The sequence below is a fragment of the Pseudolysinimonas sp. genome (assembly GCF_044239695.1).
Classification (GTDB): domain Bacteria; phylum Actinomycetota; class Actinomycetes; order Actinomycetales; family Microbacteriaceae; genus Pseudolysinimonas_A.
The window spans coordinates 13,210-31,522 of record NZ_JBIIAW010000024.1; the positions used below are offsets into that span (position 1 = coordinate 13,210).

The following is an 18,313-nucleotide window of genomic DNA, read 5'->3' on the forward strand; positions in this document are numbered from 1 at the left end:
AAGCTGGACGGCATGGCAACCTCCGTCGCGATCGTCGGCTCGTCGGGGCGGATGGGCGGCCTCATCGATCGGATGCTGTCGGCGAGCGACGACTTCGACGTGCATGCCCGCGTCGGGCGCCACGACTCGCTCGAGCTCCTCGACGGGGCCGACGTCGTCATCGATGTGAGCGTGCCGGCCGTCTCGCCGGGGGTCGTCGAGGCGGCGCTCGACCGCCGCATCCCGATCGTCATCGGCACGTCGGGCTGGACGAGCGACCGGATCGCGCCGGTCGCCACCCGGATCACCGCGGACCCCGAACTCACCGCTCTCGTCATCCCGAACTTCTCTCTCGGTTCCGCCCTCGCGACCCGGTTCGCGGAGCTCGCGGCCCCGCACTTCGAGTCGATCGAGATCGTCGAAGCCCACCACGCCGGCAAGACCGACTCGCCGTCGGGCACTGCGCTCCGCACTGCGGAACTGATCGCCGCCGCGCGCGCCGACCTGGGTCCGGTCGCCGCGCCGCACGCCGACCAGCGCGCCCGCGGGCAGTTGGTCGCGAGTGTGCCCGTGCACTCGTTGCGGATGTCGGGGGTCAGCGCCCGGCAGGAGGTCGTGCTCGGCGGGGCGGGGGAGACCGTTCGGATCGTGCACGAGACCCTGTCCGACGAGTCGTACGAGCCGGGCATCCTGCTCGCGCTCCGGGCCGCGACCTCGACGACGGGTCTCGTCGTCGGGCTCGGCGCCCTGCTCGGACTCTGAGCAGCCGTGCGCACCAAGATCGCGGTCGGCGTCACCGCCGGGCTGCTCGTCATCTACCTCGTCTTCGCGTTGCGCTACGGGCTGCTGCTGATCTCGGTCGGTGAACCCGTCGCGATCGGACTCGGGATCGCGTTGTTCGTGCTGCCCCTGCTCGCGATCTGGGCGCTCGTCGTCGAACTGCGGTTCGCGATCCGCGCCGAGCGCCTCGGGGTTCGACTCGAGGCGGAGGGCGGACTGCCCACCGAAGAGCTGCCGCTGCGGCCGAGCGGACGGATCGACCGGGCGGCGGCCGTGGAGGTGTTCCCGACCTATCAGGCGGCGACCGAGGGCGCGCCCGAGGACTGGCGCACCTGGTTCCGGCTCGGGCTCGCCTACGACGCCGCGGGCGACCGGCGTCGTGCGCGGTGGGCGACGCGGCAGGCCATCCGCCTCAGTCGCGGGAGCTGAGCGCCGCCTTCACCGCATCTGCGATCGTCGGATGCTTCCACGCGAAGCCGTCGGCGGCGAGCCGCACCGGCTGCAGTTGGACGTCGTCGAGCAGGAGGCGCTGTCCGGCCTCGCCGAGCCCGAGGCGGATGGCCCAGGTCGGTGCCGGCAGCCACCGGGGGCGCTTCAGTGCGTCGGCGAAGGCCCGGGTCACGTCATCCGCGGTCGCCGGCGTCGGGCCGGCGAGCACGACCGGCCCCGAGATCGTCGAGTCGAGCAGGTGGATGATCGCGCGCACCTCGTCGTCGAGCGAGATCCACGGCCAGAACTGCCTTCCGGCACCGAACCGCGACCCGAGGAAGAACTGGGTCAGCAGCCGCACCGGCGCCATGCCACCCGACTTCGCGACGACGACGCTCGTGCGCAGGGTGACGACGCGGGTCTTCGCCGGAGCGAGGGCCGCGGCCTGCTCCCAGGCGAGCACGAGGTCGGCGAGGAAGCCGTCGCCCTTCGGCGAGTCGTCGTCGAGACGCACGCGAGGACGATCGCCGTAGAACCCGACCGCGGATCCGCTGAGGAACGTCGACGGCGGCTTCTCCATCGTGGCCATCGACTCGGCGAGCAGCCGGGTCGCGTTGATCCGCGACGACACCAGTTCCCGCTGGTAGCCCTTCGTCCACGGGATGCGCGAGATCGACGCCCCGGAGAGGTTGATCACGGCGTCGGCGCCGGCGAGCGCGTCCGGCGCGATCTCCCCGGCGTCGGGATCCCAGGCGTATTCGGCGTCCGACGCCGCCGCACGGCCTCGGACGAGGACATCCACCCGATGGCCTTCCGCGCGCAGGGCGCTCACCAGCGGTCGCCCGATCAGGCCGGACGCTCCCGCGACGAGGATGCGCACCGGTTAGGCCAGGCTCGCTTCGAGGGTGATCGTCGTGCCCGCGAGGGCCTTCGACACCGGGCAGTTCGCTTTGGCGTCCTCGGCGAGCTTCTGGAACTCGTCGGCCGCGAGGCCCGGAACCTTCGCACTCACCAGCAGATGGATGCCGGTGATGCCCTCGCCGGGCTGGAACGTGACGGCGGCCGTCACCTGGAGGCTCTCCGGCGCGTGACCGGCCTGGCCGAGCGCGTTGGAGAACGCCATCGAGTAGCAGGCCGAGTGCGCCGCGCCGAGCAGCTCCTCGGGGTTCGTGCGGCCGGGTGCCCCCTCGGACCGCGCCTGCCAGGTGACGGGGAACTCTCCCGCGTCGGAGGAGTCGAGGCTCGTCGTACCCGAGCCGCTCATCAGATCGCCGAACCAGAGCGTCGTCGCTTCAGAAGTGAGTGCCATGACGCGAGCCTACGGTCCGAGGCTGGGCAGCGCCTAGGCGGTCGAGGCGCCCCGCCGGCCCACGATGCCGGCGCGCGCCAGCAGCAGGTAGATCTGGCAGCCGAGGCAGTAGGCGAACACCGAGTTGAGGAAGGCGGCGAGGAACGCCGCGACGCCCGCGACGACGAGGGCGATCGGGCCGACGACGAAGTACACGGCGATGCCGACGACGGTCACGACCAGTCCGACACCCTGGGCGAAGGTCGGCGGGGTGGGGTTCTCCAGCTCCGCGGGAGGCGCCAGCCGGGGGCGGATCAGCTTCGAGAACACGAAACGGTAGGGATGCCGCTGGACCCCGGCGACGGCGCCCCACAGGAAGATCGCGGCGGCGTAGATGGCGAGCACGAGCGCGGCGATGCCGAAGGCGGGGGACTCCAGACCGAGCAGTGCCAGGGCGATCACGACGAGGAACTTCACCGCGACGATTCCGGCGGTGACGCGCGGCCCCCGCGGGTCGATGCCGCGGGTGGACGTGGCAAGAGCGGTCATGCGGCGAGCACCTTCTCGAGTTCGGCGACGATCGTGTCGCGCCGCACCGCACCGCGAATGCGGGTGCGGACGACCCCGTCGGCGTCGAGGATGAGCGTGGTCGGGGTCTGCAGCACGCGGAAGCGAGAAGCCAGGTCGGGACGGTGGGTCACGTCGAGGTCGACGTGAGTCACGCTCTCGGTGCGCGTCGCGAGGTCGTCGAGCACACGGGCCGTGGCCGTGCACGGCGCGCAGACCTCCGTCGAGAACTGGAGGAGTGTCGCCCGCGCACCCAGGGGGATGCCCTCGATGTTCACGATCCGACGGTCGGAGACGCTCCGGGCGCGGCCCTGGGTCGCCCGGTGCAGCACGCCGAGCAGCGTCGCGGCGAGCACGAGGCCCACGAGCGCGATCGCGACGGTTCCGGCATCCATATGCCCGAAGGTAGTGAGCGCGTCGCCCCGCGTCACCCGGGCCTGTCACACTCCGTCATACGCTCGGGACGGATATCGTGAGGCCGTGCCTGAGGACGAGCCCCGCGACATCCAATTCCGTTCCGACATGACCGTGGAGCTGGTGCGCTCGAGCGCTCATGACTCCGATGTCGTGTTCGCCGCTCGCGTGTCGACCATGGGGGAGCAGACCCTCGACGACGCCGCGTCGGGTGCCGAGGCCGGCTCGAAGGACAAGGGCCTCATCAACTTCCTCATGCGCGACCGCCACGGGTCGCCGTTCGAGCACAACTCGATGACCTTCTACGTGCAGGCGCCGCTCTTCGTCTTCCGCGAGTTCATGCGCCACCGCATCGCCTCCTACAACGAGGAGTCCGGTCGCTACCGCGAGATGCGACCCGTCTTCTACGTGCCCGGCCCCGAGCGCAACCTCGTGCAGGTGGGCAAGCCCGGCGCGTACGACTTCATCCCGGGTGACCCGTCGCTCACCGACCTCGCCGTCTCCTCCGGTCGTGCCGTCGCCGAGTTCGCCTATGCCGAGTACCAGAAGCAGCTGGATGCCGGCGTCGCCCGCGAGGTCGCCCGCACGGTTCTGCCGCTCTCGCTCTACTCGTCGATGTACGTGACGATGAACGCCCGGTCGCTGATGAACTTCCTGTCGTTGCGCACCAAGCGCCCCGACTCGCACTTCCCGTCGTTCCCGCAGCGCGAGATCGAGATGGTCGCGGAACTGATGGAGGAGGCCTGGAAGCCGCTGATGCCGCTCACCCACGCGGCGTTCGAGGCGGGCGGCCGGGTCGCTCCGTAGGGTTCATCGCCCGCTGAGCAACGCAGACAGAGGACACGCGGCACGACACGCCGCGAGTCCTCCCGAACGGTGCTGAGCGGGCGAAGCCCCCAGCGATGACGACGAGCGGATGCCGTCGGATCGAGGTGCGTGAACCTCGGGGCATGCACCTCGTCGACGGAATCGCGACCATTCGAGAACTGCGCGAGGCGGGCATCCGAGATGCTGCCATCCGGACGGAGATCCGTCGGGGGCGGCTGCGGCGCGTCCGTCCTGGCGTCGTCGCCGACGCGACGTGTACAGACGAGATCCTCGAGGCCGCCCGGTTGGGAGGTCGCGTCGCAGGTGCGAGCGCCGCGCGCCATCACGGATTCTGGTCGCCGCCGATGCGTCGGCTGCGCGTCGAGGTGCCCCGCGGTTCGCATCTGCCACAGACGGATTCTCGGATCATTCGCGGCCCGGCCGGCCGCCATCGTTTCGGCGTCTGCACCGTCGAGGAGATCGTCCCCCAGGTGCTGCACACCGAGCGTCCCGAGATCGCGGTCGCGATCCTCGACTCCATCCTGCGTCGCTCCTCGCTCACGCAGGTCGATCTCGAATTCGCCGCTGCTGCGCTCCCGCGCAGGCTTCGCCGGGTGCTGGCGCTCGTCGATCGACGTGCCGAGTCGGGATCCGAGTCGATCGTGCGCGTCCTGCTCGCAGAAGCGGGCATTCTGGCCGTTCCGCAGGTGCCGGTCCCGTTCACCGACCTCGATCGCCTCGATCTCGTCGTCGGCGACCGGCTCGTGCTCGAGTGCGACAGCCGGGCCCACCACTACACTCCGGCGGAGCTCGATCACGACAACGCGAGGGACCTGTTGCTCACGGCGCTCGGATTCGTCGTGCTGAGGGTGCGCTATCGCGCGATCACGCGCGACCCGCAGACGGTCGTGCTGGCGGTCCAGCGGCTCGTCGACGCCGGCATCCATCTCGACCGCACAGCACCGAGCCGCCGCGACACGCGGTGAGATCGTCGGCACGTCGCCCTCGCCGGTGCTGAGCCGACCACACGCCGGCCTCGTCCAACCCCGGTAGCCTGAGGTACGTGTCGTCGCAGGAGAATCCGTTCGGGCAGGTGCTCGTCGCGTTGGTGACCCCGTTCACCCACGACGGAGAGGTGCACTGGGCCGACGTCGAGAAGCACATCGACGACCTCGTCACCCACGGCGCCGACGGCATCGTGGTCACCGGCACGACCGGGGAGACGAGCACGCTCACCGACCCCGAGAAGATCAAGCTCGTCGAGGTCGCGAAGGATGTCGCCGCGGGTCGCGCCAAGGTCATCACCGGCGGCGGATCGAACGAGACCGCGCACGCCATCGAGCTCTACTCCAAGAGCGAGAAGGCCGGTGCCGACGGCGTGATGATCGTCACGCCGTACTACAACAAGCCCACGCAGGCCGGCATCCTCACCCATTTCCGGATGGTGGCGGACGCGACCGACCTCCCGGTGATCCTCTACGACATCCCCGGACGCACGGGCGTCGAGATCAAATACGAGACGATCCTGCGTGCCGCGAAGCACCCCAACATCCTCGCGGTGAAGGACGCCAAGGGCGACCTCAGCGAAGTGAGTCGCGTGCTCAACCAGACCGACCTGCTCTACTTCGCGGGCGACGACGGCAATGCGCTGCCGACGCTCGCGATCGGCGGCACCGGCCTGATCGGCGTCACCGCGAACATCGCCCCCGCCAAGTACCGCGAGATCGTGGATGCCGTCAACGCCAACGATCTCGACACCGCGCGCGCCGCGCACCGGGCTCTCGAGCCGCTCGTGCGCGCCACCATGACCCACGTGCCCGGCACCGTCGCAGCGAAGTACATCCTGCACGGCTTCGGCCGGATCACCAGCCCGCGCGTGCGTCTGCCGCTCGTCGGGCCCGAAGAACATGAGGCCGCCCTGATCGAGGACGAGATCGCCCTGGTGCACGACATCGAGGGCATCGACCCCAAGAAGTTCCGTCCCGACGCCAACGCGGCGGCCGGCGGGGCGCTGCCCAAGATCGCGGGGACCACCCGATGAACGCCGCCCTGCTGACGCCGCCGGCGCTCGAGTCCGGCACGCTGCGCGTCTACCCGCTCGGCGGTCTCGGCGAGATCGGCCGCAACATGACGGTCTACGAGTACGAGGGCAAGCTGCTCATCGTCGACTGCGGCGTGCTGTTCCCCGAAGAGCACCAGCCCGGCGTCGACCTGATCCTGCCCGACTTCGCGCCGATCCGGGAGCGCCTGCAGGACGTCGTCGGCGTCGTGCTCACGCACGGTCACGAAGACCACATCGGCGCCGTGCCGTACCTCCTCAAGCTGCGGGGCGACATCCCGCTGATGGGATCCCGGCTGACCCTCGCGCTCGTCGAGGCGAAGCTCAAGGAGCACCGCATCCAGCCGCAGACGCGCGTCGTCGCGGCCGACCAGACGGATCGGTTCGGCCCGTTCGAGCTCGAGTTCGTCGCCGTCAACCACTCGATCCCGGATGCCCTCGCGGTCGCCATCCGCACCCCCGCCGGCCTCGTGCTGCACACCGGCGACTTCAAGATGGACCAGCTCCCGCTCGACGGGCGTATCACCGACCTCCGCGCATTCGCCCGCCTCGGCGAGGAGGGGGTCGACCTCTTCCTGCCCGACTCGACGAACGCCGACACGCCCGGCTTCACCCCGCTCGAGCGCGAGATCGGCCCGATCCTCGAGAACGTCATCTCGCGGGCGACGAAGCGCGTCATCGTCGCCTCGTTCTCGTCGCACGTCCACCGCGTGCAGCAGGTTCTGGATGCCGCGGTCGCCAATGAGAGACACGTCGCCTTCGTCGGGCGATCGATGGTGCGCAACATGGGCATCGCCGCCGACCTCGGCTACCTGCACGTGCCGCCGGGCGTCATCGTCGACCTGAAGACCGCGATCACGATGCCCGACGACCGCGTCGTGTTCATGAGCACCGGATCCCAGGGCGAGCCGATGGCCGTGCTCTCGCGCATGGCGAACCAGGACCACCAGATCGAGGTCGGATCCGGCGACACCGTCATCCTCGCCTCGAGCCTGATCCCGGGCAACGAGAACGCCGTCTACCGCGTCATCAACGGGCTCATCAAGCTCGGCGCGAACGTCGTGCACAAGGGCAACGCGAAGGTGCACACCTCGGGACACGCCTCCGCCGGAGAGCTGCTCTACTGCTTCAACATCATCAAGCCGCGCAACGTGCTGCCGGTGCACGGCGAGGCCCGTCACCTGCGGGCCGCCGCCGACCTGGCCATCGAGACCGGGGTGGAGCCCTCGCGCACGATCATCGGCGACAACGGCGTGGTCGTCGATCTCAAGAACGGCGTCGCGAAGGTCGTCGGGCAGCTCGACATCGGCTTCGTCTACGTCGACGGGTCCACCGTGGGCGAGATCACGGATGCCGACCTCAAGGACCGTCGCATCCTCGCCGAGGAGGGGTTCATCTCGATCTTCATCGCGATCGACACCCAGACCGGCAAATGCATCGTGGGCCCGGAGATCCAGGCGCGCGGCTTCGCCGAAGACGATTCGGTCTTCGACGGCGTGCGTCCGCAGATCGTCAAGGCGCTCGAAGAGGCGGCGAAGAACGGCACGAACGACCAGCACGGGTTCCAGCAGATCGTGCGCCGCACCGTCGGACGCTGGGTCAACAGTCAGCACCGCCGCCGTCCGATGATCATCCCGGTCGTCATCGAGGCCTGAGTGGTGCGGTACCGCCCCGCGACGACGGCGGATGCCGATCTGATCGCGGAGCTGTTCGTTCTGACCGCGGATTGGCGACCGGGGCCGGGGCGCGGACGAGCGTTCTGGGCGGAACGGCCGGAGTTCGCGACCTACACCGCCGACTGGGGACGCCTCGGCGATGGCGGCATCATCGCCGAGGATGACGGTGGCTTCGTGGGCGGCGTCTGGTGGCGGCTCTTCCTCGTCGGCGACCCCGGCTACGGGTTCGTGGACGATCGCACGCCGGAGATCGGGATCGCGGTGATCGACGAGCGGCGCGGCGCAGGCATCGGTCGGGAGTTGCTCCGCGCCGCGATCGCCCGTCACCCGCGGCTCAGCCTCAACGTCGAGGACGGCAATCCGGCCCGCGCGCTCTACGAGGCCGCGGGGTTCGTGCCGGTGGGGCGGTCGGCTGACGGCACGGTGATGCTGAGATCCGCCGAGGAAAATCTCGCCGAGTCATCCTCGGGAATGACGCCGCGGCCCTCGAACTCGCCCTAGAGTCCGAGGAGCGGACGTCCGGGGTGGCCGAATGGTTGGGATGCGATCCGGTCGCCGCGCTGGTTCGATGAACTGACACCGCCTGTCAGGGAGCGGTGTGTTCCCGCCTGGAATGGAGACCTCTATGTCCGTCGCCCGCAAATGGGTCTTCCCGATCCTCGGTCTCGTCATCGCGGCGGCCATCGCCGTCGCTCTCGTCAAGCTCGCGTTCTTCGGCACGTCCGCCGCGGGGGCCGGCGGCGAGGAACCGACCGGGGGATTCGTCGATCCCCAGGTGCCGGTGATGATCTCGACCGTGAGCAACGACGTCGTGCTCAGCGGCACGGTCAAGGCCGACGACGCGGTGCCGGTGAAGGCGCCGCTCGACGGCACGCTCGCGAGCGTGGACGTCGGGGTCGGCTCGGTCGTCGGCGCGGGTCAGCAGATCGGGGTCGTCAAGGGCGTCAACTCGTCGGGACGCGCCATCACGGTCGCGATCACGGCGCCGGTCGCGGGCACCATCTCCGCGCTGTCGATCGTCGCCAACCAGAGCACGACGGCGGGCACCACCGTGGCGCAGATCGCTCCTCCGGGCTTCTACATCACCGCACCCGTGCAGCCGGCCGATCGTTACCGCCTGGTGGCGGCGCCGACGGAGGGCACGGTCACGGTGACCGGCGGCCCCGCGCCCTTCACCTGCACGAATCTCACCGTGACGACGCCGCTCGCCGGGGCGGGCACGGGCGAGGACCCGGGCACCGGCGATCCCGGTGCGGGTTCCGGCACCACGGCGCGGTGCGTCGTGCCGGCCGATGTGACGGTCTTCCCCGACCTCGTCGCGCAACTGACGATCTCCGCGGGAGTGGCCGAGAACGTGCTCGTCGTGCCGGTCACCGCGGTGCTCGGTGCCGCCGAGTCGGGCGTCGTCTACGTCGTCGATCCGGAGACCGGCGAGACGCAGGAGCGCCCGGTGACCCTGGGTCTCTCCGACGGCATCAACGTCGAGGTGGTCGACGGTCTCGAGGAGGGCGAGCTGGTCATGCAATTCGTGCCCGGGGCCCCCGCCGATCCCGGGATGCCGACCGACGGCGGCATCATCATCGGCTACGGCGGCTGAGATGGCCTTCGTCGAACTGGAGGGCGTGACGCGCTCCGTCGAACTTCCCGATGGCGGGCACCTCGACATCCTCAGAGGTGTCGACTTGAGCGTGGAGATCGGCCACCACGTGAGCATCGTCGGTCGGTCGGGCAGCGGCAAGTCGACCCTGCTGAACCTGCTGGGACTCATCGACACCCCGACCAGCGGGCGCCTCGAGTTCGACGGCACGCCGCTGGACAAGCTGGATGCCGGCGAGCGCGACCGTCGACGCGGCCGCGACGTGGGCTTCATCTTCCAGCAGTTCAACCTGCTGCCCGGGCGGACGGCGCTCGAGAACGTCATGACCCCGCTGCTCTACGCGACGGGTTCCCAGTTCTGGCGGCGCAAGGAACTGGCCAGCGAGATGCTCGACAAGGTCGGCCTCGGACGTCGCCTGAAGTCGACGCCCGACCAACTCTCCGGCGGCGAGCAGCAGCGCGTCGCGATCGCTCGTGCGCTCGTGCGCGGCCCGCGGCTGATCCTCGCCGACGAGCCGACCGGTGCCCTCGACGTCGAGACCGGCGGCACCGTCATGGAGCTGCTCGACACCGCGGCCGAGCAGTCCGGGGCCGCCCTCATCACGATCACCCACGATCCCAACGTCGCGGCCCTCGCCCGGCGCCATTACCGGCTCGACGCGGGGGTCCTGCACGAGATCCAGAGCGACCGGATGCAGACTCTCGCCGCGACGGGAGCGACCCTGTGAGCACCGACTCCGCCGGCACCGAGCTGGTCGCGTCTCCGCGGATCCCCGAGGCGCCGACGTCGTCGGGTCCCGGCCGGGCGTCGCGGCTGTGGACCGGTTTCGTGGGCGCCGTCGTCGAGGCCTGGGCCGAGGTCCGCATCCACCGCACCCAGGTGCTGCTGAGTCTCATCGGCGTCGGAGTGGCGGTCGCGGCCCTCGCCGGCGTCGTCGCGGCGGGCTCGATCGCGACCCAGGCGACGGTGGAGAACTTCGAGCGGCAGAGCGGCCGGCCCGCCTCGATCGGGTTGTACGCGTACAACCCGATGTCGGGGGAGTCGCCGTCGCGCGCCGCCCTCGACGCCGCCTTCACGACCGCGATGGAGCGCTACGGCATCACCTACGTCAACCGCACGAGCTACGGCGGGGTCACGGTGCAGTTCCCGGACGGCACCTTCGGGATCTCGGCGCTCGGGGTCGACCAGCCCTACGGCGTCATGCACCGCATCGCGCTGGAGCAGGGGTCGTGGTTCACCGAACGCGACACGCTGCGCCTCGCGCCGGCGATCGTCGTGAGCGAGGAGGTGTGGGAGCGCCTCGGCTCGCCCGACCTGCGGGTCGATCCGACGATCGGCATCGTCACGCCCACCGGCACCGTCGACGCGATCATCGTCGGGATCACCCCGAAGCAGTCGCTCGACGGCTCCTTCCTGCAGGCCTACCTGCTCAACGACGACTACGACACGTTCGTGCCGCAGGATCCGAACTTCCCGCAGATCCCGAACTACGAGGCGTGGGTGCCTCCGGAGGCGTCGGACCAGCTCGTGCCGCTCATCCAGCGGGACGTCGCGGCGGCGCTCGGCGAGGACTGGCAGGTCGATGTGCAGCGCCAGGACTACCTCGCCTGGCAGACCGAGGACCCGCTGCTGATCCCCAAGGTCGTCGTCATCGGCATCGCCGTCCTGGTCATGCTGCTGGGCGCGCTCGGGCTGCTCAACATCGCGCTGGTGTCGGTGAAGCACCGTATCCGCGAGATCGGCATCCGACGCGCGTTCGGGGCGACCGCGGGGCGCGTCTTCTTCTCGGTGATGATGGAGAGCGTCGTGGCGACTTTCGTCGCGGGCCTGGCGGGGGTGTTGCTGGCGATCGTGCTCGTGAAGAACCCGATCACCGACTCCTATCTCGCGCTCGTCATCCAGGACATCCCCGGGTTCCCGATCGAGGCGGCCCTCATCGGTCTCGGCGCGGCGACGCTCGTCGGCGCGCTGGCGGGTCTGCTGCCCGCGCTCGTGGCGGTGCGGGTGAAGGTGATCGACGCGATCCGGTACTGAGCCGCGCGCGAATGGGCGGAATCCCTACTTCCGTCGGAGGGGAGGGAGCTGCCAGGATGCGGGCATGACGCGCCTTCGCCCCGTGACCGCTCCCGCGGCAGCCGTGCTCGCGATCGCCCTCGCCGCCGCGCTCAGCGGGTGCTTCCCCGGGGGTGGTGCCCCGAGTCCGAGCGCCGGGAGCGGGTCGCCGAGCGCCGAGCCGAGCGACTCGCCCACGCCTCTGCCGGCCCCGGAGACGGCACCGGTGCGCGCCGGACTCGCGCTCTCTCCCGATGGCATGGGCACGCTCGTCTTCGGTGAGGCCCCGTCGACCGACCCCGCGACGCAGATGCTCGTGCTCGAACCCGAATTCTGCACCGACGCGAACACCGGCTCCGGCATCGGCATCGGCCCGGGCGACCCGGCCGCGGCCCTCTGGGTGCCGATCCCCGCCTACCGCGACGGACGCGACGGCGACTTCGGGGTGCACGTCGAGGGCAGCGTCCTCGATCGTATCGACCTGCTGAACGAGGTCATCCCGACGACCGCGGGGGTCCGGATCGGCGATGCGCGATCCGCGGTCGAGAGCGCCTATCCCGGTGCCGCCGTCGTCGCGGGAGATCTGACCGACATCTACGTCATCACGGGCGACCACGGCACGCTGCAGATCGAAGTGTCGACGACCGACCCGTACTGGGCGGGGTTCCGTCCGGCCGACGTCGTCGTCTACATCCACGCCGTGCAGACCGGGGTCGCCCCCTTCACCGTCGTCGCCTCCGAGAACATCGCGGGGCTCTGCCCGTTCTGAGCGGGATGCCCGTTCTGAGTCGGATGATCCGGGGCAGGGTGTCGCTCCCGGGGGCGGCCTGACGCCGCGGGTACCGTGACCGCATGGCCACGGGAACCCGGTCGTCGAATGCGCGTGCGCGCCAGACGCCCCGCACGCAGACCTCCCGCGCGCGCTCGACGACCTCGGCCGCGACCAAGCGCTACCCGAAGGGCCGATCCCCCGCGAAGACGGAGGAGCCGGGCATCCTGAGCAGCCTCTGGATGGGGCTCGCCCACGCCGTCGGCGGAGGCGCGCGCCTGTTCGGCAAGGAGACGCTCGCCCCCGACGAGCGTCGCGACGGGGTGCCGTTCCTGCTGATCGTGCTCGCGATCGGCGGGGCGATCGTCGAGTGGTTCAACCCGTCGCACGAGGTCGCGATCGCGCTCGACGCGTACACCTTCGGCGGGCTCTTCGGCCGCGTCGCGTTCGCGTTGCCCGTCATCATGCTGGTCTTCGCCGTCTGGCTGTTCCGGCATCCGTCGAGCGTGCACGACAACGGTCGCCTCGGCATCGGACTCGCGCTGCTGCTGACGAGCGTCAGCGGCCTCAGCCACCTCTTCGGCGGGCAGCCGCAGCCCGCCGACGGCGCCGTGGCGATGGCGCACGGCGGCGGCATCCTGGGCTGGATCGTCGCGCAGCCGTTCGTCTCGATCGGTGCCGCGTGGCTCGCGGTGCCGCTCGCGGCCGCGCTCATGCTGCTGTCGCTCTTCATCCTCACGAAGACGCCGCCGAACCGCATCGGGTCGCGCCTCGGCGAGGCCTACTCCTACCTGTTCGGCGCCGAACTCGCCCCGCGGGAGCCCAAGGCGGCCCCCGAGCAGCCCGAACTCGGCTCGATGACCGACCTCGGCTTCGAGCCCGAGGACCCGTCGTCGATGCCGTGGTGGCGCCGCAAGAAGGATGCCGACCCGGCGTTCGACACCCCGGTCGCGAAAGAGCAGGTCACCGACATCCTGTTGCCCGAGCCGGAGCAGAACCCGTTCGACCTGCTCGCCGAACTCGACAAGGCCGAGGATGCCGTGCGCCGCTTCACCGGCGAAGTCCCGCAGCGCGGCCGCGGGCTCCAGGACGACTTCGCGTCCCCCGCCGAATCGGTGCCGACGGAACTCCCCGATCCCGAGCTCGCCGCGGCGCCCCCGGTCTCGCTGTCCAGCCGTCGGCCGTACAAGCTCCCCGCCGCGTCGAGCCTTCAGCAGGGGACGCCGCCGAAGACCCGCACCCCGGCGAACGACGAGACGATCGCGGCGATCACGAGCGTGCTCGGCCAGTTCCAGGTCGATGCCAAGGTCACCGGGTTCTCGCGCGGTCCGAGCGTCACCCGTTACGAGATCGAACTCGGCCACGGCGTGAAGGTCGAGCGCGTCACCGCGCTCGCGAAGAACCTCTCCTACGCGGTCGCGTCGAACGAGGTGCAGATCCTCTCGCCGATCCCGGGCAAGAGCGCGATCGGGGTCGAGATCCCGAACAAGGATCGCGAGATCGTCACCCTCGGCGATGTTCTGCGGTCGAGTGCTGCGGCGCGTTCCCAGCATCCGATGACGATCGGCCTCGGTAAGGACGTCGAGGGCGGGTTCGTCGTCGCGAATCTCGCCAAGATGCCCCACCTCCTCGTCGCCGGTTCCACCGGGTCGGGCAAGTCGTCGTTCATCAACTCGATGATCACGAGCGTGCTGATGCGCGCGAAGCCCGCCGAGGTGCGGATGGTGCTCATCGACCCCAAGCGTGTCGAGCTCGCCGCCTACCAGGGCGTGCCGCACCTCATCACCCCGATCATCACGAACCCGAAGAAGGCGGCCGAAGCGCTCGCCTGGGTCGTGAAGGAGATGGACATGCGGTACGACGACCTGGCGTCGTTCGGGTTCCGCCACATCGACGACTTCAACCGTGCCGTGCTCGCGAACGAGATCCAGCTGCCGGCCGGGTCGCAGCGGGTGCTGCAGCCCTACCCGTACCTGCTCGTCGTCGTCGACGAGCTCGCGGACCTGATGATGGTCGCGCCGCGCGACGTCGAAGACTCGATCGTGCGCATCACCCAGCTCGCGCGCGCGTCCGGCATCCACCTCGTGCTCGCCACGCAGCGTCCGTCGGTGGATGTCGTCACGGGGCTCATCAAGGCGAACGTCCCGTCGCGGCTCGCGTTCGCGGTGTCGTCGATGACCGACAGCCGGGTCATCCTCGACCAGCCGGGCGCCGACAAGTTGATCGGGCAGGGCGACGGGCTGTTCCTGCCGATGGGCGCCTCGAAGGCGATCCGCGTGCAGAGCTCGTGGGTGACGGAGGAGGAGATCGCGACCGTCGTCGCGCACGTCACCGCGCAGGCGCGCCCCGAGTACCGCCAGGACGTCGAGGCCGTCGTCGAGAAGCGCGACGTCGACGGCGACATCGGCGACGATCTCGAGCTGCTGCTCCAGGCGGCGGAACTCGTCGTGAACACCCAGTTCGGCTCGACCTCGATGCTGCAGCGGAAGCTCCGCGTCGGTTTCGCGAAGGCCGGCCGTCTCATGGATCTGCTCGAGTCCCGCGAGATCGTCGGTCCGAGCGAGGGCTCGAAGGCCCGCGACGTGCTCGTCACGGCAGAGCAGCTCGGCGACGTCCTCGCCCGGCTGCGCGGGGCTCCGGTCCCGGCGGCCGGTCCCGCGGTCGCGGAGTATTCTGAGGTGGACGGCGGCTCGGACGAGGACGCCTGGAGTCTGACCGGCAGGGAGTAGGGGCATGGCGCTCGACGGATCTCCTGCAGCCGGCCCTCCGACCCCCCGGGTCAACCCGATGCGCGGGCGCGTCGTCCGCGGCGGCGAGGGCACGGTGAGCGTCGGCAACGCGGCGAACCTCATCACGATCGCCCGCATCCTGATGGCGCCCGTCTTCGTCGCACTTCTCCTGATCGACAACGGATCCGACGGCATCCTGCGCTACGTGGCCGCGGGGCTGTTCATCCTCGCCTCGGCGACCGACGGCGTCGACGGCTTCCTCGCCCGGCGTCGCAATCTCGTCACCGACGCCGGCAAGCTGCTCGACCCGATCGCCGACAAGGTGCTCATCGGCGGCGCTCTCGTCGCGCTCAGCATCCTCGGCGAACTGCCGATCTGGGTGACCGCCGTGATCCTCGTCCGCGAGGTCGGCATCACGGTGCTGCGCCTCGTCGCCCTGCGCGATCACGTGATCGCGGCCTCGATCCTCGGCAAGATCAAGACCTGGGTGCAGATCATCGCGATCTCGTTCGCGATCGTGCCGCTGTGGACTCTGTTCGGCGACGGGATGCACGTCGTCAACACGGTGCTCATGGTGCTCGCCGTGATCATCACCCTGGTCAGCGGCGCCGAATACCTCTGGCAGGCCTGGCGCGGGCGTCCCCGCCCCGCTTCGGTGGTCGAGTAGGCGCGCAGCGCCGTGTCGAGACCGACCGCCGTCGATGTCATCCGCGCCCTCACCGAGCGCGGGCTGACGGTCGCCGTCGCGGAGTCGCTCACCGGGGGCCTCGTCCTCTCCGAGCTGGTGTCGGTCCCGGGGGCGTCGGCGGTCGTGCGCGGGGGAGTGGTCGCCTACGCCACCGAACTGAAGCACGACCTGCTGGGGGTGGATGCCGCCCTCCTCGCGTCGGGCGGTCCCATCCAGGCGTGCGTCGCGGAGCAGATGGCGAGCGGCGTCCGGGCGCGACTCGGAGCTGACATCGGGCTCGCCACGACCGGGGTCGCCGGCCCGGAGCCGCAGGACGGACACCCGCCGGGCGAGGTGTGGATCGCCGTCGCGTGGTCTGCCGGGGTCCGCTCGGTGCGCCTCGAACTGGGAGGTGACCGGACGGCGGTGCGCCGTGGGACGGTGGAGGCGGTGCTCGACCTCGCTCTCGACGGCGTCGGAGGCTCCTGAAGCAGCCCGGGGAATACCGGCCGTTTCGATCTCGTTACAGATCGTGTCGTCACAGGGTTTCCCGAGGTGACGCGAATTAGAGTTCAACCAACCGGTGGGGTAGCGTTACCACCCCACCCGGGGCTCGAGCAGTCGAAAGACGGCACGGTTCCGAATGACAGGTAGCGATTGGAGGACACCATGGTTCTGGTCCGTCAGGAAATCGGTGACGTTCTCCGTGACTTCCGCCTCCAGAAGGCGATGACCCTCCGTCAGGTCGCCTCGCGGGCGTCCGTGGCCCTGGGCTACCTCTCCGAGGTGGAGCGCGGGCAGAAGGAGGCCTCGAGCGAGATCCTCGCCTCGGTCGCCGACGCGCTCGACACCCCGATCTCGGTCATCATGCGCGAGGTGGGTGACCGCCTCGCGGTCGTCGAAGGCGTCTCGTTCGCCGACCACCGCGCGTACCTCGGCGGCTCGTCGTACGACACCGTGCCGGACACCCTCCCCGACGACCTGGTCGCGGAGTTCGACGCCGATCTCGCCGTCCGCTGATCGCGGTCTCCTGAAGCTCAGCGAGTTCTCCCGCGCGGTCGCCGACGAGTTCGGCGCTTTCGGGCGCGTCCTGGTGCGGGACACCGTGATCGTCGAGCTCGGCAACCGCACGCCCGAGCAGGCGATCGCCGCGGGCATCCCGGTGCGCGAGGTCTGGGTGGCGTTGTGCCGGGTGCAGGAGGTGCCGGTGGATCGCTGGCACGGCGTCGGCCTGCCGAAGCCCGCGCGCGGCTGAGTCATCGACCCGCCGCGCTCGCGACACGCCGAACATCGTGCCTCTCGAACATCTGTTCGGATCCGCGTAGTCTCCTCCACAGAGTCTTTCGAAGACGAGTTGTGATGCTTCCGCCCGTCGGTCCCGGCCGATGTCGGACCCCGGGCGTAGCGTCGCACTCGTCGACACCGACTAGCCCTGCCGTGAGGGCGCTGACCTTGCTTCACCGGTCAGCGTCGAATCGGCAGCCGATGGGCGCACAGCACGAGACGTGCTTGTCAGCTGACAGGTCGTCCGGACGAACCGAAGGAGACAGCAATGGCCAGCCCCGCAGACCGCGAGAAGGCTCTCGAAACCGCACTCGCCCAGATCGACCGCCAGTTCGGCAAGGGGTCGGTGATGCGACTCGGCAGCGACGAGCGCGCGCCGGTCGCCGTCATCCCGACCGGATCGATCGCCCTCGACGTCGCCCTCGGCATCGGCGGCATCCCGCGCGGTCGCATCGTCGAGATCTACGGCCCGGAGTCGTCGGGTAAGACCACGCTCACGCTGCACGCGATCGCCAACGCCCAGCGGGGCGGCGGCATCGCGGCGTTCATCGACGCGGAGCACGCGCTCGACCCCGAGTACGCCAAGAAGCTCGGCGTCGACATCGACGCCCTGCTCGTGTCGCAGCCCGACACGGGGGAGCAGGCGCTCGAGATCGCCGACATGCTCGTGCGCTCCGGGTCGATCGACCTCATCGTCATCGACTCCGTGGCGGCGCTCGTGCCGCGTGCCGAGATCGAGGGCGAGATGGGCGACGCGCACGTCGGCCTCCAGGCCCGTCTCATGTCGCAGGCCCTCCGCAAGCTCACCGGCGCCCTGTCGTCGACGCAGACCACGATGATCTTCATCAACCAGCTGCGCGAGAAGATCGGCGTGTTCTTCGGCAGCCCCGAGACCACCGCCGGCGGCAAGGCGCTCAAGTTCTACGCCTCGGTGCGCCTCGACATCCGGCGCATCGAGACCCTGAAAGACGGAACGGATGCCGTCGGCAACCGCACCCGCGTCAAGGTCGTCAAGAACAAGATGGCCCCGCCCTTCAAGCAGGCCGAGTTCGACATCCTCTACGGCACGGGCATCTCGCGCGAGGGCAGCCTGATCGACTACGGCGTCGAGCACGAGATCGTCCGCAAGTCCGGTGCCTGGTACACCTACGACGGAGACCAGCTCGGCCAGGGCAAGGAGAACGCACGCTCGTACCTGCTCGAGAACCCCGACACG

General features: G+C 70.0%; 21 protein-coding genes. 17 read left to right on the forward strand and 4 right to left on the reverse strand.

Translation table 11 applies throughout. The features are described from left to right. Window positions 1–12 precede the first annotated feature (12 nt). A complete protein-coding gene (gene dapB / locus ACILQS_RS05680) occupies window positions 13–741 on the forward strand; it encodes a 4-hydroxy-tetrahydrodipicolinate reductase (RefSeq protein WP_395639141.1) in 729 nt (242 codons plus the stop codon). Between the two features lie 6 nt (window positions 742–747). Then, window positions 748–1,188: a hypothetical protein gene (locus ACILQS_RS05685; RefSeq protein ID WP_395639142.1), complete on the forward strand. Its 441-nt coding sequence runs from the start codon at window positions 748–750 to the stop codon at window positions 1,186–1,188. Here the strand turns inward: ACILQS_RS05685 and ACILQS_RS05690 are convergent. The 4 genes from ACILQS_RS05690 to ACILQS_RS05705 are packed head-to-tail and all read right to left on the reverse strand — an operon-like array spanning window position 1,172 to window position 3,438. Then, window positions 1,172–2,068, reverse strand: a complete 897-nt coding sequence (locus ACILQS_RS05690; RefSeq protein ID WP_395639143.1) for a TIGR01777 family oxidoreductase — start codon at window positions 2,066–2,068, stop codon at window positions 1,172–1,174. The genes ACILQS_RS05685 and ACILQS_RS05690 overlap by 17 nt on opposite strands. A 3-nt stretch (window positions 2,069–2,071) precedes the next feature. Then, window positions 2,072–2,497: an OsmC family protein gene (locus ACILQS_RS05695; protein WP_395639144.1), complete on the reverse strand. Its 426-nt coding sequence runs from the start codon at window positions 2,495–2,497 to the stop codon at window positions 2,072–2,074. 33 nt (window positions 2,498–2,530) lie between these two features. Beyond that, window positions 2,531–3,025, reverse strand: a complete 495-nt coding sequence (locus ACILQS_RS05700; protein ID WP_395639145.1) for a DUF4395 domain-containing protein — start codon at window positions 3,023–3,025, stop codon at window positions 2,531–2,533. Next, the gene (locus ACILQS_RS05705) at window positions 3,022–3,438 is read right to left on the reverse strand and encodes a thioredoxin family protein (RefSeq protein WP_395639146.1); all 417 of its coding nucleotides are present in this window, start codon (window positions 3,436–3,438) and stop codon (window positions 3,022–3,024) included. Before ACILQS_RS05705 ends, ACILQS_RS05700 begins: the two co-directional genes overlap by 4 nt. Before the next feature lie 127 nt (window positions 3,439–3,565). Between ACILQS_RS05705 and thyX the strand changes: the two genes are divergently transcribed. From thyX to recA, 15 genes are all read left to right on the forward strand, one after another. Beyond that, complete coding sequence (gene thyX, locus ACILQS_RS05710; RefSeq protein ID WP_395639159.1) at window positions 3,566–4,264, forward strand: FAD-dependent thymidylate synthase; 699 nt, start codon at window positions 3,566–3,568, stop codon at window positions 4,262–4,264. Between the two features lie 143 nt (window positions 4,265–4,407). Next, complete coding sequence (locus ACILQS_RS05715) at window positions 4,408–5,250, forward strand: endonuclease domain-containing protein (protein WP_395639147.1); 843 nt, start codon at window positions 4,408–4,410, stop codon at window positions 5,248–5,250. 77 nt (window positions 5,251–5,327) lie between these two features. Further along, window positions 5,328–6,305, forward strand: a complete 978-nt coding sequence (dapA, locus tag ACILQS_RS05720; protein WP_395639148.1) for a 4-hydroxy-tetrahydrodipicolinate synthase — start codon at window positions 5,328–5,330, stop codon at window positions 6,303–6,305. Continuing rightward, window positions 6,302–7,978: a ribonuclease J gene (locus ACILQS_RS05725; RefSeq protein WP_395639149.1), complete on the forward strand. Its 1,677-nt coding sequence runs from the start codon at window positions 6,302–6,304 to the stop codon at window positions 7,976–7,978. The genes dapA and ACILQS_RS05725 overlap by 4 nt, the downstream gene beginning before the upstream one ends. A 3-nt stretch (window positions 7,979–7,981) precedes the next feature. Continuing rightward, window positions 7,982–8,500 carry a GNAT family N-acetyltransferase gene (locus ACILQS_RS05730; RefSeq protein WP_395639150.1) on the forward strand — a complete coding sequence of 173 codons (519 nt, stop codon included), beginning with the start codon at window positions 7,982–7,984 and terminating at the stop codon, window positions 8,498–8,500. A 124-nt stretch (window positions 8,501–8,624) separates the two neighbouring features. Further along, complete coding sequence (locus ACILQS_RS05735) at window positions 8,625–9,596, forward strand: efflux RND transporter periplasmic adaptor subunit (protein ID WP_395639151.1); 972 nt, start codon at window positions 8,625–8,627, stop codon at window positions 9,594–9,596. Window position 9,597: 1 nt separating this feature from the next. Next, complete coding sequence (locus tag ACILQS_RS05740) at window positions 9,598–10,323, forward strand: ABC transporter ATP-binding protein (RefSeq protein WP_395639152.1); 726 nt, start codon at window positions 9,598–9,600, stop codon at window positions 10,321–10,323. Then, the gene (locus ACILQS_RS05745) at window positions 10,320–11,630 is read left to right on the forward strand and encodes an ABC transporter permease (protein WP_395639153.1); all 1,311 of its coding nucleotides are present in this window, start codon (window positions 10,320–10,322) and stop codon (window positions 11,628–11,630) included. The genes ACILQS_RS05740 and ACILQS_RS05745 overlap by 4 nt, the downstream gene beginning before the upstream one ends. Before the next feature lie 64 nt (window positions 11,631–11,694). Then, on the forward strand, window positions 11,695–12,417 hold the full coding sequence (locus tag ACILQS_RS05750) for a hypothetical protein (RefSeq protein ID WP_395639154.1): 723 nt from the start codon (window positions 11,695–11,697) through the stop codon (window positions 12,415–12,417). Window positions 12,418–12,500: 83 nt separating this feature from the next. After that, on the forward strand, window positions 12,501–15,146 hold the full coding sequence (locus ACILQS_RS05755) for a DNA translocase FtsK (RefSeq protein WP_395639155.1): 2,646 nt from the start codon (window positions 12,501–12,503) through the stop codon (window positions 15,144–15,146). A 58-nt stretch (window positions 15,147–15,204) separates the two neighbouring features. After that, window positions 15,205–15,813 (forward strand): CDP-diacylglycerol--glycerol-3-phosphate 3-phosphatidyltransferase, encoded by a 609-nt coding sequence (gene pgsA / locus ACILQS_RS05760; protein ID WP_395639160.1) that lies wholly within the window; start codon window positions 15,205–15,207, stop codon window positions 15,811–15,813. Between the two features lie 12 nt (window positions 15,814–15,825). After that, window positions 15,826–16,302: a CinA family protein gene (locus ACILQS_RS05765; RefSeq protein ID WP_395639156.1), complete on the forward strand. Its 477-nt coding sequence runs from the start codon at window positions 15,826–15,828 to the stop codon at window positions 16,300–16,302. Window positions 16,303–16,482: 180 nt separating this feature from the next. Further along, window positions 16,483–16,833 carry a helix-turn-helix domain-containing protein gene (locus ACILQS_RS05770; protein WP_395639157.1) on the forward strand — a complete coding sequence of 117 codons (351 nt, stop codon included), beginning with the start codon at window positions 16,483–16,485 and terminating at the stop codon, window positions 16,831–16,833. A gap of 10 nt (window positions 16,834–16,843) precedes the next feature. Next, entirely contained in the window at window positions 16,844–17,068 is a 225-nt protein-coding gene (locus tag ACILQS_RS05775) for a DUF3046 domain-containing protein (RefSeq protein WP_395639161.1), read from the forward strand. Window positions 17,069–17,365: 297 nt separating this feature from the next. Next, window positions 17,366–18,313: recombinase RecA (recA, locus tag ACILQS_RS05780; RefSeq protein ID WP_395639158.1), on the forward strand; the 948-nt coding region annotated here is incomplete at its 3' end.

Excerpts from the sequence above, each read along its gene's own strand:
- dapB (WP_395639141.1), top strand. The coding sequence starts at position 13 with ATGGCAACCTCCGTCGCGATCGTCGGCTCGTCGGGGCGGATGGGCGGC.
- ACILQS_RS05695 (WP_395639144.1), bottom strand. The coding sequence starts at position 2,497 with ATGGCACTCACTTCTGAAGCGACGACGCTCTGGTTCGGCGATCTGATG.
- ACILQS_RS05700 (WP_395639145.1), bottom strand. The coding sequence starts at position 3,025 with ATGACCGCTCTTGCCACGTCCACCCGCGGCATCGACCCGCGGGGGCCG.
- ACILQS_RS05705 (WP_395639146.1), bottom strand. The coding sequence starts at position 3,438 with ATGGATGCCGGAACCGTCGCGATCGCGCTCGTGGGCCTCGTGCTCGCC.
- thyX (WP_395639159.1), top strand. The coding sequence starts at position 3,566 with ATGACCGTGGAGCTGGTGCGCTCGAGCGCTCATGACTCCGATGTCGTG.
- ACILQS_RS05715 (WP_395639147.1), top strand. The coding sequence starts at position 4,408 with ATGCACCTCGTCGACGGAATCGCGACCATTCGAGAACTGCGCGAGGCG.
- ACILQS_RS05725 (WP_395639149.1), top strand. The coding sequence starts at position 6,302 with ATGAACGCCGCCCTGCTGACGCCGCCGGCGCTCGAGTCCGGCACGCTG.
- ACILQS_RS05735 (WP_395639151.1), top strand. The coding sequence starts at position 8,625 with ATGTCCGTCGCCCGCAAATGGGTCTTCCCGATCCTCGGTCTCGTCATC.
- ACILQS_RS05740 (WP_395639152.1), top strand. The coding sequence starts at position 9,598 with ATGGCCTTCGTCGAACTGGAGGGCGTGACGCGCTCCGTCGAACTTCCC.
- ACILQS_RS05750 (WP_395639154.1), top strand. The coding sequence starts at position 11,695 with ATGACGCGCCTTCGCCCCGTGACCGCTCCCGCGGCAGCCGTGCTCGCG.
- ACILQS_RS05755 (WP_395639155.1), top strand. The coding sequence starts at position 12,501 with ATGGCCACGGGAACCCGGTCGTCGAATGCGCGTGCGCGCCAGACGCCC.
- pgsA (WP_395639160.1), top strand. The coding sequence starts at position 15,205 with ATGCGCGGGCGCGTCGTCCGCGGCGGCGAGGGCACGGTGAGCGTCGGC.
- ACILQS_RS05770 (WP_395639157.1), top strand. The coding sequence starts at position 16,483 with ATGGTTCTGGTCCGTCAGGAAATCGGTGACGTTCTCCGTGACTTCCGC.